At 46.8% G+C, this 17,508-nt stretch carries 17 protein-coding genes; 13 read left to right on the top strand and 4 right to left on the bottom strand.

All coding sequences use genetic code 11. The annotated features are described in order from the left end of the window. Genes prmC through K7G75_RS11545 form a run of 3 tightly spaced genes read left to right on the top strand, consistent with a single transcriptional unit; the run spans position 1 to position 3,199 of the window. Positions 1-912 carry a peptide chain release factor N(5)-glutamine methyltransferase gene (gene prmC / locus K7G75_RS11555; protein WP_222984401.1) on the top strand — a complete coding sequence of 304 codons (912 nt, stop codon included), beginning with the start codon at positions 1-3 and terminating at the stop codon, positions 910-912. After that, positions 909-2,906: an NAD-dependent DNA ligase LigA gene (gene ligA / locus K7G75_RS11550; protein ID WP_222984400.1), complete on the top strand. Its 1,998-nt coding sequence runs from the start codon at positions 909-911 to the stop codon at positions 2,904-2,906. The genes prmC and ligA overlap by 4 nt, the downstream gene beginning before the upstream one ends. Next, a complete protein-coding gene (locus K7G75_RS11545) occupies positions 2,906-3,199 on the top strand; it encodes a hypothetical protein (RefSeq protein WP_222984399.1) in 294 nt (97 codons plus the stop codon). Before ligA ends, K7G75_RS11545 begins: the two co-directional genes overlap by 1 nt. 51 nt (positions 3,200-3,250) lie before the next feature. On the opposite strand, the gene K7G75_RS11540 is transcribed toward K7G75_RS11545, so the two are convergent. Together K7G75_RS11540 and K7G75_RS11535 are read right to left on the bottom strand one after the other, a co-directional pair. Continuing rightward, positions 3,251-4,717: a T9SS type A sorting domain-containing protein gene (locus tag K7G75_RS11540; protein WP_222984398.1), complete on the bottom strand. Its 1,467-nt coding sequence runs from the start codon at positions 4,715-4,717 to the stop codon at positions 3,251-3,253. Between the two features lie 199 nt (positions 4,718-4,916). Beyond that, positions 4,917-5,144, bottom strand: a complete 228-nt coding sequence (locus tag K7G75_RS11535; RefSeq protein ID WP_222984397.1) for a hypothetical protein — start codon at positions 5,142-5,144, stop codon at positions 4,917-4,919. Positions 5,145-5,255: 111 nt separating this feature from the next. Between K7G75_RS11535 and K7G75_RS11530 the strand changes: the two genes are divergently transcribed. Both K7G75_RS11530 and K7G75_RS11525 read left to right on the top strand, forming a co-directional pair. Continuing rightward, positions 5,256-7,472, top strand: coding sequence for a BspA family leucine-rich repeat surface protein (locus tag K7G75_RS11530; RefSeq protein WP_222984396.1), 2,217 nt, complete (start codon positions 5,256-5,258; stop codon positions 7,470-7,472). 336 nt (positions 7,473-7,808) lie between these two features. Continuing rightward, the gene (locus K7G75_RS11525; protein WP_222984395.1) at positions 7,809-8,195 is read left to right on the top strand and encodes an endonuclease domain-containing protein; all 387 of its coding nucleotides are present in this window, start codon (positions 7,809-7,811) and stop codon (positions 8,193-8,195) included. 127 nt (positions 8,196-8,322) lie between these two features. Here K7G75_RS11525 and K7G75_RS11520 read toward each other — a convergent pair whose 3' ends face one another. Together K7G75_RS11520 and K7G75_RS11515 are read right to left on the bottom strand one after the other, a co-directional pair. After that, the gene (locus K7G75_RS11520; RefSeq protein ID WP_222984394.1) at positions 8,323-9,234 is read right to left on the bottom strand and encodes a metallophosphatase; all 912 of its coding nucleotides are present in this window, start codon (positions 9,232-9,234) and stop codon (positions 8,323-8,325) included. Beyond that, positions 9,235-9,951 carry a 5'-nucleotidase C-terminal domain-containing protein gene (locus tag K7G75_RS11515; protein WP_222984393.1) on the bottom strand — a complete coding sequence of 239 codons (717 nt, stop codon included), beginning with the start codon at positions 9,949-9,951 and terminating at the stop codon, positions 9,235-9,237. Positions 9,952-10,066: 115 nt separating this feature from the next. On the opposite strand from K7G75_RS11515, the gene K7G75_RS11510 reads away from it, so the two are divergent. The 8 genes from K7G75_RS11510 (at position 10,067) to K7G75_RS11475 (ending at position 17,461) form a co-directional block, all read left to right on the top strand. Beyond that, positions 10,067-10,600 carry a DUF6913 domain-containing protein gene (locus K7G75_RS11510; protein WP_222984392.1) on the top strand — a complete coding sequence of 178 codons (534 nt, stop codon included), beginning with the start codon at positions 10,067-10,069 and terminating at the stop codon, positions 10,598-10,600. Further along, positions 10,600-11,490, top strand: a complete 891-nt coding sequence (gene dapA, locus K7G75_RS11505; RefSeq protein ID WP_222984391.1) for a 4-hydroxy-tetrahydrodipicolinate synthase — start codon at positions 10,600-10,602, stop codon at positions 11,488-11,490. Before K7G75_RS11510 ends, dapA begins: the two co-directional genes overlap by 1 nt. Positions 11,491-11,595: 105 nt before the next feature. Then, entirely contained in the window at positions 11,596-12,429 is an 834-nt protein-coding gene (locus tag K7G75_RS11500; protein ID WP_222984390.1) for an outer membrane protein assembly factor BamD, read from the top strand. 24 nt (positions 12,430-12,453) lie between these two features. Further along, complete coding sequence (locus tag K7G75_RS11495; protein WP_222984389.1) at positions 12,454-12,780, top strand: DNA-directed RNA polymerase subunit omega; 327 nt, start codon at positions 12,454-12,456, stop codon at positions 12,778-12,780. 3 nt (positions 12,781-12,783) lie between these two features. Next, positions 12,784-13,989, top strand: coding sequence for a bifunctional phosphopantothenoylcysteine decarboxylase/phosphopantothenate--cysteine ligase CoaBC (gene coaBC, locus K7G75_RS11490; RefSeq protein ID WP_222984388.1), 1,206 nt, complete (start codon positions 12,784-12,786; stop codon positions 13,987-13,989). Then, positions 13,982-14,869 (top strand): type IX secretion system protein PorD, encoded by an 888-nt coding sequence (porD, locus tag K7G75_RS11485; protein WP_222984387.1) that lies wholly within the window; start codon positions 13,982-13,984, stop codon positions 14,867-14,869. Before coaBC ends, porD begins: the two co-directional genes overlap by 8 nt. A 46-nt stretch (positions 14,870-14,915) precedes the next feature. Beyond that, on the top strand, positions 14,916-16,568 hold the full coding sequence (gene recN, locus K7G75_RS11480; RefSeq protein ID WP_222984386.1) for a DNA repair protein RecN: 1,653 nt from the start codon (positions 14,916-14,918) through the stop codon (positions 16,566-16,568). An 80-nt stretch (positions 16,569-16,648) separates the two neighbouring features. Beyond that, on the top strand, positions 16,649-17,461 hold the full coding sequence (locus K7G75_RS11475; protein WP_222984385.1) for an enoyl-ACP reductase FabI: 813 nt from the start codon (positions 16,649-16,651) through the stop codon (positions 17,459-17,461). Positions 17,462-17,508: the final 47 nt, after the last annotated feature.

The raw sequence follows: 17,508 nt of genomic DNA, 5'->3' as shown, positions 1-17,508 counted from the left end.
ATGCTCTTAAAGGATATCCAGGATATTTTTCGTAAAGAACTGCAACAACTTTATTCCAGGGAAGAGATTGATTCCTTTTTTCATAGGAGTGTTGAACACTTTTTGGGATTGGAACGATTTGTTTTGGTACTAAGGCCCCATATCAGCCTGACCAAGGAAGAAGAGCAGCCTTTGTTTGAAACCTTGGCCCAATTGAAAAAGGAAAAGCCCATTCAATATATATTGGGCAAAGCCCATTTTATGGATATGGAGTTGGTGGTGAACGAAAACGTATTGATTCCAAGACCAGAGACTGAAGAATTGGTGCAATGGATTTTGGACGATGTTGTAAGTCTGAAGTCAGAAGTACGAAGTCAGAGGAAGGATGAAAAGAAAGGAGAGGATTTCACCCTTCACCCTTCACCCTTTTCCATCTTGGACATCGGCACAGGAAGTGGTTGTATCGCCATTGCGCTGGCCAAGCATTTACCTGCGGCAAGGGTTGTTGCCCTGGATATTTCCGAAAAAGCTTTGGAAGTGGCATCGGATAATGCAAGAAACAACCAAGTGGATGTGGAATTTATTCAACAGGACGTATTAAGCCCTGAACTTGAACTTGATGAATTCGACGTCATCGTTTCCAACCCACCCTATGTCCGTGAGAAGGAAAAGGACCAAATGAAGAATAATGTCAAGGCATTTGAACCATACATTGCCCTTTTTGTGCCCGATGATGACCCATTAAAGTTTTACAGGGCTATCATTCAATTGGCGAACAGTCATCTGAGACAAAAGGGGAAACTCTACTTTGAGGTCAATCAATATTTGGGCGAGCGGGCCCGTGAACTTTTGAAAGCCCATGATTTTTCGGAAATTGAGTTGCGAAAAGATATTTTTGACAACCACAGGATGCTTAAAGCGATAAAGAAATGAGTATTGAACAACGAATCCTTTCCCTTCGGGAAGAACTACGGGAGCACAATTACAGGTATTATGTGATGGACCAGCCCACCATTTCAGACTATGAGTTTGACATGAAGTTGAAAGAACTCCAACAATTGGAGGCCGAGCATCCAGAGTTCCACGACCCAACGTCTCCCACCATTCGTGTTGGGGGTGAAGTGACAAAGAATTTTGAGACGGTGGCACATGAACATCGCATGTATTCGTTGGACAACTCTTATTCAAAACAGGATTTGGAAGATTGGGAAAAACGCATCCAACGTATTTTGGGCGATGTGGATGTGGAATTCACCTGTGAGTTAAAATATGATGGGGCCTCCATCAGCCTTACCTATGAAGAGGGCCATTTGGTGCGGGCGGTGACCCGTGGCGATGGTTTTCAAGGAGATGATGTGACCACCAACATAAAGACCATAAAATCCGTACCCCTGCAATTGAAAGGGGATTATCCTCCCAAGTTCGACATCCGAGGTGAAATCATCTTGACCTTGGAGGGCTTTGCCAAAATGAATAGGGAACGCATCGAGGCGGGCGAGGATCCATACATGAACCCGAGGAACACAGCTTCAGGGAGCTTAAAACTACAGGATAGCGCCTTAGTGGCCCAGCGCCCTTTGGAATGTTTGCTGTACAGTATCGTAGGGAACGGTTTGGGGATTTCCTCCCAATTTCAGGTGTTGGAAAAGGCCCGTTCATGGGGATTTAAGGTGCCTACGGTGGCCAAATTGTGCAAAACCACTGAGGAGGTAATGCAGTTTGCGGATTACTGGGAAGTAAAACGACACGACCTTCCTTATGAAACCGATGGGGTGGTTGTGAAGGTAAACAGCATGCAACAACAAGAAGAACTGGGATACACGGCAAAATCGCCCCGATGGGCCATGGCCTATAAGTTTAAGGCCGAACAGGTGTCCACCATCTTGAATGAGATCACCTACCAAGTGGGCCGAACGGGAGCGATTACCCCAGTGGCCAATCTGGAACCTGTTTTGTTGGCTGGGACCACAGTTAAACGTGCCTCGTTGCACAATGCCGACCAGATTGCCAAGTTGGATGTGCGTGTTGGGGATACAGTATTTGTTGAAAAGGGTGGAGAGATTATTCCGAAGATCATTGCCGTGGATTTTACAAAAAGACCATCGGACTCCAAACCGACTCAGTATATTCAAAATTGCCCGGAATGCGGTACCCAACTTATCAGGAAAGAGGGGGAAGCCCAGCACTTTTGTCCGAACGACACGGGTTGTCCAACGCAGATTACAGGGCGTATACAACATTTTATCTCCCGGAAAGCCATGGATATCGAGGGGATGGGTGGTGAAACGGTGGAGTTACTCTTCAAGGAAGGATTGATCTCCAATTATGCCGATCTGTACACATTGACCAAGGAACAGATCATTCCTTTGGAACGTATGGCCGAAAAATCGGCTGAAAACCTCGTCAATGGGGTTGCGGCGTCCAAAGCAATACCTTTTGAAAGGGTACTCTTTGCCTTGGGCATACGCTATGTGGGGGAGACTGTGGCCAAAAAACTGGCCAAGGCCTACAAGAACATCGATATGCTGATGGGTGCAACCCATGAAGAACTGATAGCCGTGGACGAAATAGGGGATAGGATAGCCGAGAGCGTCATCCAGTTTTTTTCGGAGCCCTCCAATGTGCAGATCGTGGAACGGTTAAAGACCTACGGCCTACAATTTTCTTTATCCGAGGCACAGTTGGAAAACCAAAGCGACAGACTAAAGGGGCAAACGTTTGTGGTTTCTGGTGTTTTTGAGTCCATTGACAGAAATGAGCTCAAAAAATTGATTGAGGACAATGGGGGGAAGGTTGCTTCCTCGGTTTCCTCCAAAACCACTTTTTTGGTAGCGGGAGACAATATGGGGCCCAGTAAAAGGACCAAGGCCGAAAGTTTGGGCATACCCATAATTTCCGAGCAGGAATTTTTGGAAAAACTTGGGTAATGAAACCCATCACCTTTGATGATTTCCAAACCAGTTTGGAGCAGGCAGTGCCGCCCCGGGACTGGTCGTTGGCCTTGCAGGCACTTTGGTGGGACGCCAAGGATGATTGGAATGCCTCCCACGACATTGCCCAAGAGCTGCACACGGATATGGGGAGTTGGATCCATGCCTATCTGCATCGAAAGGAAGGAGACGACTGGAACGCGGGATATTGGTATGCACGCGCCGGCAAGTCCTTTCCAAACACAAGTCTTGAAGAGGAGTTTGTCCTGTTGGTGAAAGCCAACCTATAAAAAAACGCCAGCCTATGGCTGACGTCTTCTTGAGGTTGATTAGTGTTTATGCTATTGTCTGTACACCGATATCACTTCGGATGTATTATTGTCATAGGTAAGCTGCATAAAATAGAGCCCGGAACGCCCTTGGAAACCACTAAGGTCAAGGGTTGCCTGCGAACCATTGCTTATTCCCCTTTTGGGAACGGCATAATACACTCCAGCCATATCCGTTAGGCTGGCCTTTTTAATGGAACGGCCCTCTTTTAAGGTCAAATTCAGGCTACTGGAGAATGGATTTGGAAATATCGCAACCACATTTTCAGAGCCTAACAACGGATCATCGCCATCGCCATCGTCATTGTTGTTGCTTCGGTCCTCCATTACTTCCCGGTTCACTTTACCGTTCCACCCCATATCATCAAAGATGGAAAGCACGATATTATCGGGAGCTGCATAGGAAAGCCCTCGGGACAAAAACGGTACCATAAGCCCATTTTCTGTACCTGCATAGGTCACAAAGTCCATGTGCGAATAGCTGGAACCTGGCAACCAGATGTCGGTGAATCCAGGAATATCGCCAAAAATGGCAGAATCCAAAATGGTAAACAATTGGGCCCCTTTGCCATTGGTAGCTTTTTTGATCCGCGGGCCTTTGGCGGTCAATGGGCCGGACAACAATACATCACCCAAAGCGGTGGTAAAGTTTCCATATCTGTTTTCCTTTAAAATGGATTTTCCATCCGCGGAATGGGCCAAGCGATCATAGATTGCCGGATAGACCGGATCGGGAATCCCGAAACCATAATCCCCAATGCCTGTGGCATTGTCCACGAACATGGAACCAAAGAAACCAAGCCCGTGGCCCAATTCATGCAGTACAACGGTCTTGAAATCAAAATCCCCTGCTGGGGTGTTTCCATCCGTACCGTAGTACCAATTGGGAAATACGGTACTGAATCGGGCAATAATGTCAAAATTTTCTGGAGAAAGGTCTTGCCCGCTCAACTTGTCCGCAAGGGCATTGCCATACCAAGTATCCCTTTCCAAACCGGGGTTATTGGCAAAAACGAATGTGGGTCCAGCGGAGCCAAGTACACCGGGACCCAATTGTTGGAACACGGCAGCCACAAAAATGGGCACATCGGACGAAATACTGCTGGCCCAAGCATCCACAGCCGATTGAAAGGCAGTGGCGGCAATGATGAAATCGGCCATTGAAAAATCAGGATCAAAGTTGAAATAGGATACATTGATCTCTGCCCCAGAAGGAGTCTTTTTGGAACTCGAAGCCACCTTTTGGCTTCCTTTAAAATTGAGTCCTGCCTTGGAACTTCCCATTTGATGGTGGTCCAACGCCGCGCCGTCGTTGGCGTGGATCTCACAGGCAATCTCCCCCTTGTCGTTTATGGTCAACTGGCTCACAGGGGCCAAAAGGGCCTCCGCGTTTTGTGCATATCCAATCGATGTAATGAGAAACAGTAAAAATAGGAAGACAGTGGTTTTGGAGTGTAGGGTAGTAGTCTTTTCTTTCATATGTGTGAGGTTTGAATTAGCTAGCTATAAAAATGTTAAAAATTTAACAAATAAAAAAATTTTTCCGACAACCGGGAACTATTTATTTATACTCATCAGCAATAATCTGGATAACGGTCTGTTAGGACGCCCTTCGGCTATCACCATTTTACACTTTTCCATTTTCCATTTTCCATTGTCAATTGCCCATTGTTAATTGTCAATTGCCCATTGAACCCCCTTCTTCCTTTGTCCTTCGTCCTTCGTCCTTTGTCCTTCGTCCTTCACCCTTTCCCATTTTCCATTTTCCATTTCCCATTTTCCATTTTCCATTTTCCATTGTCAATTGCCCATTGAACCCCCTTCGTCCTTTGTCCTTTGCCCTCCACCCATTTTCACTTTTCCATTTTCCATTTTCAATTGCTGATTGCTCATTGTCAATTGTCAATTGCCCATTGCCAATCACCCGTCAATCCAAACAGGGCATCCGTCAATTCACCCGCGAAAACCATTCGGGAAATGGACAAATTGCGGCTTTAACCTATTTAAATCGATAAAAATGAATCTAAAAAAATTGTTTTATGCGGCCCTTTTCGCATTGGCCGTAACATCATGCGGTAAGGACGATGGTCCTACCACACCGACACCGACACCTAAACCTAAACCAAATCCAGTGGACACCAACACTGTCCCCGTGATTGCAGCACAGGCGTTCACCGTCAGTGAGAACATCAACGACACCTTTGTCATAGGCACGGTAACGGCCACCGATGCCGACGATGATGCCCTTACCTTTAGTTTGGCCGCCAACAGCGACAACCTGTTCGAGATAACCGGTGCCGGCGCCCTTAGCCTGGCCGCCGGAAAGACATTGAGCTTCGCCACCAAGGCCAGCCATGTGCTGAGCGTGAGGGTGAGCGACGGCACGGCCAATGCCACAGGCAGCATAACGGTGAACGTCACCAGGGTAGAAACCACGAATGAAACCCCGGTGATTGCGGCACAGAGCTTTGAGGTCGCGGAAAACGTCAACGATGCCTTTTTGATCGGCACGGTCACCGCTACCGATGCAGAGGAAGATGCCCTGGTCTTCTCCATTGCAGAGGACGCCTCCGGCCTGTTCGAGATCACCGATGGCGGCGAGCTCAGCCTGCTCTCGGGCAACAGCTTGGACTTTGCCACGGCGGCCGAGCACACCCTAACGGTTAGCGTTACCGACGGCAACACCGCCGCCCAGGCCACCATCACCATCAATGTCACCGAGGTTATTGTGTCCAACCTGCCACCTACCTCTGGCAATCAGCTGTTCGCAATAGAGGAGAAAATATCAGACACCGATATTATTGGCACGGTGGTGGCCACCGATCCGGAGAACGACGTCCTTACCTTTGCAATAGTGACTAATGATAATGACCTTTTTGAGATTACCGAAGATGGCGCCCTTAGCTTGGCAACAGACCAAAGCCTGGACTATGAGACGGCCACACAGCACGTGATCACCGTGAGCGTTACCGACGGCAACAGCACCATACAGTTCCAGGTGACCATCAACGTTACCGACGTTGACGAGAGCCCCGCTTCCTTCTTTATCACCACTTGGATGACCACAAACGATATGGAAGAAATAAGGATAGAGGCTGATATAAACCTGATCTATGACTTTACCATCGACTGGGGCGATGGCACCGTGGAAACCCTTACAAATGCCGATGCAATTGATGATATCCTTAATGATGTTCGTTATTTTGTGCACACCTACGAATTGGCAGGCACCTATACCGTGGCCATACAAGGAGATTTCCCCGCCATCCAAATGTTCAATGTGGATGCTAGCTATTTGCAGAAATTGACGAGCATAGAACAATGGGGCAACATTGCATGGCAGCGCATGGCTAGAGCATTTGTACGTTGCACCAATATGGTCTATAACGCCACCGATGTGCCCGACCTCTCCCAGATCACCGATATATCGTATATGTTCAGTGGGGCGACCAGCTTCAATGGCGACCTGTCCAACTGGGATGTGGGCAATGTAACCAATATGCAGGGGATGTTCGATGGTGCTGCCTTGTTCAACGGGGATATCAGCAGTTGGACTACTAGCAGTGTCACTAATATGATAGCAATGTTCTCAGGTGCCACCTCTTTCAACAGGGACATCGGCGGTTGGAATACTGGCAGTGTCACCGATATGGAATTTATGTTCAATCAGGCCACCTCCTTTAACCAGGACATCGGCGGTTGGAATACTGGCAGTGTCACCGATATGGAATTTATGTTCAATCAGGCCACCTCCTTTAATCAGGACATCGGCGGTTGGGACACCAGTAACGTGACCAATATGGATTTTATGTTCCGTGATGCCTCGGCCTTTAACCAGGACATCAGCGGTTGGAACGTAGGCAATGTTACAAACATGTCAAGTATGTTCAAAGGTGCCTCGGCCTTTAACCAGGACATCAATGGTTGGAACGTAGGCAATGTTAGAAACATGGCAAATATGTTCAACAATGCCTCGGCCTTTGACCAAATGTTGGGAGACTGGGATTTATCCAGTGTAACTACCATGGCAAACATGCTCGACAACTCGGGGCTTTCCCCTGACAATTACGACCGCACGTTGCTTGGCTGGTACGATGATAGCATTTCACCAACCCCTCAAGGTATTGACCTTGGCGCTGCGGGCCTTAATTTTTGCAACAGTTTTGGACGGAATTCATTAATAAACAAATACGGCTGGACTATAACCGATGCGGGACTAAACTGTAATCCTTAGTACATTTAGTTTCATAACGCTAATTTTTAGCTGATAGCTTGTTCACCGAACAAGACCGATCTAAGGCAACACCGGGGAATCTTCCCCGGTGTTTTTTTGCTCCCCTCTGGAGAGGGGCCGGGGGTGTGATACTCCCCTCTGGAGAGGGGCCGGGGGTGTGATACTCCCCTCTGGAGAGGGGCCGGGGGTGTGATACTCCCCTCTGGAGAGGGGCCGGGGGTGTGATACTCCCCTCTGGAGAGGGGCCGGGGGTGTGATACTCCCCTCTGGAGAGGGGCCGGGGGTGTGATACTCCCCTCTGGAGAGGGGCCGGGGGTGTGTAAAAAAGAATCCAAAATGCCAAGAAGAAAAATAATCCCATGCAATCCAAAACTTAAGGAATTTGCCCGCCAATTGCGGAATAATTCGACCAAGGCAGAGATTATCCTATGGCAGAAATTAAAGCGGAAACAGTTGTATGGTTACGATTTCCATCGGCAAAAACCCATCGGCAACCACATACTGGATTTTTTCTGTCACGAGTTGATGCTGGGTATTGAAGTGGACGGATATTCCCATCAATTGCCTGAGGTCCAAAGAAAGGATTGCATAAAAGAAAGGGCTATGTTCCATGTTGGGATTACCGTATTGCGTTTTACCGACGACCAGGTTTTCAAGGACATTGAAAATGTCATCAATACCATTGAAGATTATATCCATACCAAAGAAAAACTCCCCTCTTGAGAGGGGTTGGGGGTGTGATACTCCCCTCTTGAGAGGGCCCGACTGTGCAAAGAACACATCGCTGATTTCGCCGAGACGAAATCCTTCCCTTCCCAAGAAGGGATTCTCATGAGGAATCGGGGTGTGTTTAAACCATTATGCTCACCCCATTGGCCTCAGCCTTTTTACTAGCATCAAAATAAAAGTCAATCCTACCCAAATTAATGCCATAGGCCCCCACTTGGTTCACCAAAACAGGGCTGCCATTCTTGTTGGCTCGGACATCGGGCTTTTCCAAAAACGTATGGGTGTGCCCGCCAATAATAAGGTGGGTGTGCAGGGTATGCTGTGCCAGTTGCACATCGGAAGGGCGGTTCGGGTTTTCATAATCGTACCCCAAGTGGGAAAGGCAGATGATCAGGTCGCATTGTTCGCGCTCCTTGAGCTGTCGTTCCATGTCCAGGGCTATTTCAAAAGGATCTAAATATTCGGTTTCCTTATAGAGCCGTTTCAGTACCAAGCCATCCAATGCAATACCAATACCATACACCCCAACTTTAATGCCGTCCAAAAGATAGGTCTTGTATGGCTTTACATACCCATCCATCACCGTATTGGAGAAATTGTAATTGGCGGAGAGCAGCTCAAAAGATGCATTGGGCACCTGGGCCAACAAGCCTTCAATACCATTGTCAAAATCATGGTTGCCGATGGTGGCCGCATCATACCGTAGCTTGCTCATCAATTTAAACTCCAGCTCCCCACCATAAAAATTGAAATAGGGAGTGCCCTGAAAGATATCCCCAGCATCAAAAAGCAAGGTGTTGGGATTCTCGTTGCGGATACTTTCCACCAAAGCCGCCCTACGGGCAACCCCTCCCAAATTGGCATATTGCGAATGAGAAGCGGGGAAAGGGTCTATATGGCTGTGCACATCGTTGGTGTGCAATATGGTAATGTGCCTGCGTCCCAAGGAAGTGCAGGAGCCAAGGCCAAGCCCACCAACGCCCAATAGGGTGGAGGCCGCGGCGGTGTTCGTCAAAAAGTCCCTTCGTTTCATTTAATCCAATTGTATAAAGCGGTCATCCACGGTGGCGGTCAGGGTATCCACCTTTCTAAAATGGTCTATTATGGCATTTCGCAAAAGATACCCCGTGTCCGTTACGGAGACCATTTCATCAAAAAAGCCGATGCTTGGCCCACCCATTACCAAATAGTCCGATGTGGCCACAAAATAGTTCCTGCTTTCATCAAAAGGGCTTCCATTGATGGTCACCGATTCCAGTTTCCCATACTTGTCCAGAACAATCTGCATGCCGGCTATGGGGTGTTCCCTGGTGGATTCGGATAAATAGGTGATCAATTGCCGGGTTGCCCTGCCGTTGAGTTCCACCACTGCAATGTAGTTTTCAAAGGGCATTACCTCGTAGGCATTCCGGGCGTTCACATTCCCCGCGGAAATGATGGAACGGATGCCCCCACGGTTCAGAACCACAAAATCGAGGGTGTTCCCCGTCTTGTTTTTGAACAATGGCGCGGTCTCGGCCAACACGATATCCGCCATTAGGTTGCCCATGGAGGTGTTGCGTTTTCCATCGTCCAGCAGCAAGGTAAACGGGGCATAGGCCAATGTGCTGTCCAACACCGCATTGATTCGGTCTCGGTAGGGACCCACAAGGTGGTCTATGGAGTCTATGGCGTGGACGTTGGCATCAATGCGCACTTGGGTTCCCTGGATGGCCGCTAGCTGTGGTTTTTCCTGTTGACAGGAAATCATCAAACAAAAAGTTATAAATACAACAATTTGTTTTAATTTTAAATCGTTCACTCGTCTATCTTTGTTCAAGTAATCTTGGCAGAATAATTACCTTTGTAAAAATGCACAAAAAAATATGTTTTTCAAGGGGCTCCAAGATAAATTTAAGGTTAAATCGGGTCTTAAATATTTAAGGGATGAAATGGAAAAACCCTCGTCCGATGAGGACCGGGGCAAAGGTATCCTGAGCGTTGGATGCGTTGTGGATACGGACAATTTCCAAAATGCCGAGAAGTTTTACGAACTGATAGACGATTTTTCCTTGCGGCCCAATGCCATAAAGATCATTGGCTACAAACGGGAATATGACAAGAATTCACCCTACGCGATCCAAATCTTTTCGGATAAGGACCTGGGATGGAAGGGGGAGATTCAAAATGGCTATGTGCTGGAGTTTTTGGGAAAGCGGTATGATATGCTGATCAACTATTACGATGAGGACAACTTTATGATGAAGCTTTTGTCCGTTAAGGCAAATGCACGGATCAAGGTTGGACTGGGATCGCTGGACCCCAAAATAAACGATTTGATATTGAACACGCCCTTGAAGGATTTTGATCTTTTCAAGAGTGAACTAAAAAAATATTTGAAGGTTTTAAACGAGCTCTAATGGAACAATTGAAGGGCACTGGGGTGGCTTTGGTAACGCCCTTTTCCAACAAGCATTCGGTAGATTCCGATACTTTGGAACGCATAGTGGAGCACTGTGTTGCTGGTGGGGTGGACTATTTGGTGGTTTTGGGCACCACGGCGGAATCGGTGACACTTTCCAAGGCGGAGAAACAACAGGTGATGGATGTGGTAACAAAGTCCAATGCCGGTAGACTGCCCTTGGTTCTGGGCGTGGGAGGAAACAATACCGCAGTGGTCATTGAGGAGTTAAAAACCCTTGACCTGTCCCATTTTGAAGCCATATTGTCCGTTTCCCCATACTACAACAAGCCCACGCAAGAGGGCATTTACCAGCATTTCAGGGCCATTGCCGAGGCATCGCCCCTTCCCATCATACTATACAATGTCCCTTCCAGAACGGGAAGTAATATGTTGGCCGAAACCAGCTTGCGGTTGGCCAACGATTTCCCCAAGATTTTGGGCATAAAGGAAGCATCGGGCGACATGGGGCAAATAAATACCATCATCAAGAACGCGCCAAGGGACTTTTTGGTCATTTCCGGGGATGATTTTACCGCGTTGCCTACGGTCCTGGCAGGAGGTGCAGGGGTCATTTCCGTACTGGGGCAGGCGATTCCCAAGTTGTTTTCCAAAATGATGGACCTGGGCATGGAGGGCAATGCAGAAAAAGCCAATCAAATGCACAGCCGATTGCTTCCGCTGATGGAATTGATCTTTGAGGAAGGAAACCCCGCCGGGATCAAAAGCGTTTTTGAACATTTGGGCATGGGTACGGCGACCGTCCGCCTGCCATTGGTTGAGGCATCCCCTGCTTTGAAAAAGAAAATAGACGGTTTTTTGAAGACTTTGGAAAACGAATACGCCTAAAAAGCGTTAAAACTCCCCCAAAAGCTTGTGGGCTACTTTTTTTTGCATGTACCTTTGGGTCAGAAAACCTTTTTTAAATCCGTTCATTATCACTAATTTTGCAAAATGTTTTTGAAAATGAGGCCCATTTTTTCGTTGGTTATCCTTTTAGTTTTCCTGTCATCCTGCAATGAGTACCAGAAAGTGCTCAAGAATGAAGATGTCAAGGCCAAATATGACTTGGCTGAAAAATATTATAAAGAGGGGGACTTTAAAAGGGCAAAAAGACTTTACGAGCAGATTGCACCAAAGTATGTGGGCAAGCCACAGGGCGAAAGGGTGATGTTCTTTTTTGCGGATAGTTACTTCAAAACAGAGGATTATTATCTCTCGGGATACCAATTTGAAAGATTCATAAAATCCTATCCGAACAGTGACAAAATACAGGAGGCAAGTTTTTTGGGAGCAAAAAGCTACTACGAGCTCTCCCCGGTGTATTCCCTAGATCAGACTGACACGGACAAGGCCCTAATAAAATTGCAGAATTTCATCAACACCTATCCAGAATCGGAATATTTTGACGAAGCCAATGCCATGGCCAAGGAACTTACCGCCAAAAAGGAAAAGAAACAGCTCGAAATTGCCAAGCAATTTGCCAAACTGGGACAGTTCAACTATCCCATATTGGTTTCGGCCATTACCGCCTTGGATAACTTCATTTCAGATAATCCGGGATCTATTTATAGGGAAGAAGCATTGTACTACCGTGTCGAGGCCACCACCAATTTGGCCTTGAACAGTACAGAAAACAAAAAGAAAGAACGTCTGGAAGAAGCCTTGGGTACGTACAATACCCTGATGCGCTATTTTCCGGAATCCCAATTCAAGAAAAAGGCAGACAATCTCGTTGAAAAAATACAGGATGAGTTGGGGGACTATACCACAACCAGTGCCAAATAACAGTTTTAAAAAAGCAGTACGTTTATGCAAGATTTGAAAAACACCAAAGCTCCCGTTTCTACGGTCACGCTTAACCGCAATGAGTTTGATGAAAAGACCGAAAACATTTATGAAGCCATTTCAATCGCTTCAAAACGGGCTATTCAGATCAATTCGGAAATAAAGAAGGAGTTGTTGGAAAAGTTGGAGGAGTTTGCCACTTACAGTGACAGCCTTGAGGAGGTTTTTGAGAACAAGGAGCAAATCGAGGTTTCCAAATTCTACGAAAAATTGCCCAAACCCCATGCCTTGGCCATCCAAGAATGGTTGGAGGATAAAATCTATTACAGAAACACAGAGAAAGACGCCTAAGAAATGTTTCAAGGCAAGCGTATCCTGTTGGGCATTACCGGAGGAATTGCAGCCTATAAGACCACATTTCTTGTTCGGTTACTAAGCAAAGCCGGTGCTGAGGTCAAGGTAGTAATGACCCAGAGCGCTGGCTCTTTTGTTTCCCCGCTTACCCTGGCCACACTTTCCAAGAACCCCGTGCTCCTGGATTTTGTTAACGAGGAAGATGGCAGCATTTCTTGGAACAACCATGTGGAATTGGGCCTTTGGGCCGACCTTATGATAATTGCCCCAGCTACGGCAAACACCCTTTCCAAAATGGCCAATGGTGTTTGTGACAACCTTTTACTCGCCGCCTATTTATCCGCTAAATGCCCCGTCTATTTTGCACCTGCCATGGATTTGGACATGTACAAGCACCCTTCAACCAAGGCATCAATGGATAAACTGGAATCTTTTGGCAATGTGATGATTCCCGCTGAAACTGGTGAACTCGCCAGCGGACTTCACGGGGAAGGCAGAATGGCCGAACCCGAGAACATCATCGAGTTCATAAAAAGGGACTTGGCAAAAAACCTTCCCTTAAAAGGGAAGAAGGTGCTGATCACAGCAGGTCCCACCCACGAAGCCATCGACCCTGTGCGATTTCTGGGTAATCGTTCCACGGGCACCATGGGATATGAACTGGCCAAAAAAGCGGCTGCCCTGGGTGCCAACGTGATCTTGGTTTCAGGCCCCACACACTTAACAATGGAACAGGACGGCGTACTTTTAGCACGGGTAACATCGGCCCAAGAAATGTATGAGGCCTGCCACAAGCATTTCCAGGACGTGGATATTGCCATTGCCTCTGCCGCCGTGGCAGATTATCGACCGAAGGAAGTGGCCAAATCAAAAATAAAAAAACAAGAAGGGGACCTGCACATTCAATTGGAGCGAAACCCCGACATACTAAAATCCCTAGGCGAAAAAAAGACCAAACAATTTCTGGTAGGCTTTGCCCTGGAAACGGACAATGAGTTGGAAAACGCCAAAGGGAAGCTGCAGCGCAAAAATCTGGATGCCATAGTGCTCAATTCCTTAAATGATGGCGGTGCAGGGTTTGGACAAAGCACCAACAAAATCACCTTTATCGATAAGAATTTGGACATAAAAGCGTTTGAATTGAAGACCAAGTCGGAAGTGGCTTCGGATATTTGGAAAGAAATCATCTCCAGGATTCATGCGTAAACTCTTTTTACTGTTTTGTTTGTCCAGTTTTTGCGTTGCTTCGGCGCAAGAGCTTAACTGCGTGGTCACAGTAAACTCTGATCAGGTGGGGCAGACCAACCAACAGATTTTCAGGACCTTGGAGCGTTCCCTTACCGATTTTGTAAACAAGAGCAAATGGACCAATCGGGTATATGCTGAGAATGAGCGCGTGAATGCCAGGATGTTCATCACCGTTACCCAATACGAATCCGACCGCTTTGAGGCCAATATCCAAATTCAGTCCTCAAGACCTGTTTACAATACCTCGTATGAAAGTCCGGTGTTTAACTATAAGGACGATGCCTTCAATTTTTTGTACCAAGAGTTTGAGCCGTTGGTGTACAATCCCAATTCCTTCGATTCCAATTTGGTAGGGGTCATTTCCTATTATGTCTATGTCATACTCGGACTCGATGCCGATACGTTTTCACTGGAAGGAGGGGATGAGTACTATCGATTGGCCCAAAACATTGTTACCCAGGCACAAAGTTCCAATTATTCCGGTTGGAACCAGGAAACGGGCGAACGGACCCGTTTTGAGCTCGTGGACAACCTGCTTAGCAATTCTTTTAGGGAATATCGCATTGCATTGTACAACTATCACCGAAAGGGCTTGGATATATTGGGGGACAACAACAGTACTGGAAAGCAGATCATTGCGGGAAGTTTGCGGCTGTTCGAAACCCTCATCAGCCGAAGGCCCAATGCCTTTTTGATCCAGACCTTTTTTGATGCCAAAGCGGAGGAGATACAGAGTATTTTCTCAGATGGTCCCAAGATAGATATTGTAAGGCTCAAGGAAACCCTGAACAAGGTCGCCCCATTTTATTCCAACATTTGGAACGAAATAAATTACTAGCCATTTTCTTTAAAGTGCTATATCTTTACGGAGAAAATCTTCGGCTTTGCTTACAAATCTTTCCATTAAGAATTATGCGCTGATTGATGATATCGATGTCCAGTTTTCGGATGGTTTCACCACCATTACCGGGGAAACAGGTGCCGGAAAGTCGATATTGCTTGGAGGTCTTTCGTTGGTACTGGGAAACCGTGCCGATCTATCCTCATTAAAAGACCAGACCCAAAAATGCATCATTGAAGCCGAATTTGATATCTCAAAATATGGGTTGCAGGCTCTTTTTGAAGAAAATGATGTGGACTACGAGGACCAGACCCTTTTGCGCAGGGAAATCCTGCCCGGCGGAAAATCGAGGGCTTTCGTAAATGATACCCCAATCACTTTGGATGTTATGAAAACATTGGGCAGTCGGTTGGTGGATGTACATTCCCAGCACCAAACGCTGCAGCTCACCGAAAATGAGTTTCAGTTGAAAGTGGTGGATGCCCTGGCCGAAAATTCGGAAAGATTAAAAAGTTACCAGAGTCAGCTTGATCGTTTTCAAAAGGCATCAAAAGAATTGCAGGGACTGATCGATTTTCAATCCAATGCGGATAAGGACCATGATTACCATAGTTTTCTATTGCAGGAGTTGGAAACTGTTGCGCTGCAACCGGGAATCCAAGAAGTACTGGAAGTGGAATATGAACAGTTGAACAATGTGGAACACATCCTGGAACAACTGGCCAAGGGGCATCAGCTATTGCAGCATGAGGAGATGGGAGTTTTGGGCCAGTTATCGGATTTAAAACGTTCCCTGCAACAACTGGCGGATTTTGGACCGGCCTATACCGCCCTGAACGAGCGAATTCAATCGGTTTTTATAGAAATGGATGATATCGCTGCCGAATTGGAACAACTGCAGGATACCGTTGAGGCGAATCCTACACGTTTGGAAACAGTGAACGGGCAGTTACAAAAACTCTACGACCTTCAAAAAAAGCATCAGGTAGCCTCGGTGGAAGCGTTGATGGAAATCAAACAGCAACTATCCGAAAAAGTGGATGTCGTTGCCAACATTGAAGCAAAAATTGAAGAAAAAAGGACGGAGGTCAATCGGATAAAGGATGAGCTTGAAGCAATTGCCGCAGATATCAGAAAGGCAAGGAACGGGGTAATCCCGGAGCTAAAGCGTAGACTTGAGTCCAGTCTGGTGCAACTGGGGATGCCTTCCGCTACCTTTATGATTGAGGTAGAGCCTTCGAAAACCTTCAAGCATAATGGGAAAGATGATTTGATTTTCTTGTTCTCCGCCAATAAGGGCTCCAGTTTCGGTGAGTTGAAAAAAGTGGCTTCCGGTGGAGAATTATCACGAATCATGTTGACCATCAAATCCATTCTGGCCACGTATGAACAGTTGCCCACCATGATGTTCGATGAAATAGATACGGGTGTTTCCGGAGAAATTTCAAATAGGATGGGAGAGATCATGCAAGAAATGAGCAAGAACATGCAGGTTTTTTCCATCACCCATTTGCCCCAGGTGGCTTCCAAAGGACAACATCAATTTAAGGTATTTAAAGAGGAGGATGAATTGGGAACCAGTACCCGGATGAAAAAACTGAATGAAGATGAACGCATCAAGGAGCTGGCAGAAATGTTGGGCGGCAAGGTACTTTCAGAATCTGCCCTAGCCCATGCCAAACAACTTTTGGGATAGACGGATTCGCATGGCCGGAATCTTCAAACTTAAAATAGAATGGATATCTTTGTCACACAATAACAATAGCTGAAACAACTATGGCTTACAATCTTTTAAAGGGGAAGAAAGGAATTATTTTTGGAGCATTGGATGAAAATTCCATCGCTTGGAAAACCGCGGAACGCGTGCATGAAGAAGGAGGTACATTTGTGCTGACCAATGCACCCATTGCCATGCGCATGGGACAAATAAAGGAATTGGCAGCAAGGACCAATGCAGAAATAATACCGGCAGATGCCACCAGTGAGGAGGATTTGAAAAATTTGGTGGACCAGGCCATGGAAATTCTTGGCGGAAAACTGGATTTTGTGCTGCATTCCATCGGAATGTCAGTGAACGTAAGAAAAGGAAGGGCCTACACCGATGAGAACTACGATTTTACCGCAAAGGGATGGGATGTTTCCGCCCTGTCTTTCCATAAAGTGATGCAGACGCTTTATAAAGCCGATGCCATGAACGAATGGGGCAGTATCGTGGCACTCACCTACATGGCGGCCCAGCGCACCTTCCCTGATTATAACGACATGGCCGACAACAAGGCCTATTTGGAATCCGTGGCCCGAAGTTTTGGCTACTTTTTTGGCAAGGAAAAGAAGGTAAGGGTGAACACTATTTCCCAATCCCCTACGCCGACCACCGCAGGGCAGGGCGTAAAGGGATTTGATGGGTTCATCTCCTATGCAGAAAAAATGTCGCCCCTTGGCAACGCCACCGCTGCGGATTGTGCCAACTATACGGTGAGCTTATTTTCCGACCTGACCAAAAAGGTGACCATGCAGAACTTGTTCCATGATGGAGGTTTCTCGAATACCGGGGTTAGCCAGGAAGTAATTGATGAATTTACCCAATAATGAATTTATTTTTTGTTGAAAGCCATCCACTATCGGGTGGCTTTTCT

It is taken from the genome of Flagellimonas meishanensis (genome assembly GCF_019880545.1).
GTDB classification, from domain to species: domain Bacteria; phylum Bacteroidota; class Bacteroidia; order Flavobacteriales; family Flavobacteriaceae; genus Flagellimonas; species Flagellimonas meishanensis.
Note: the sequence above shows the minus strand (reverse complement) of the source record. Positions and strands in the feature narration are given on the sequence as shown.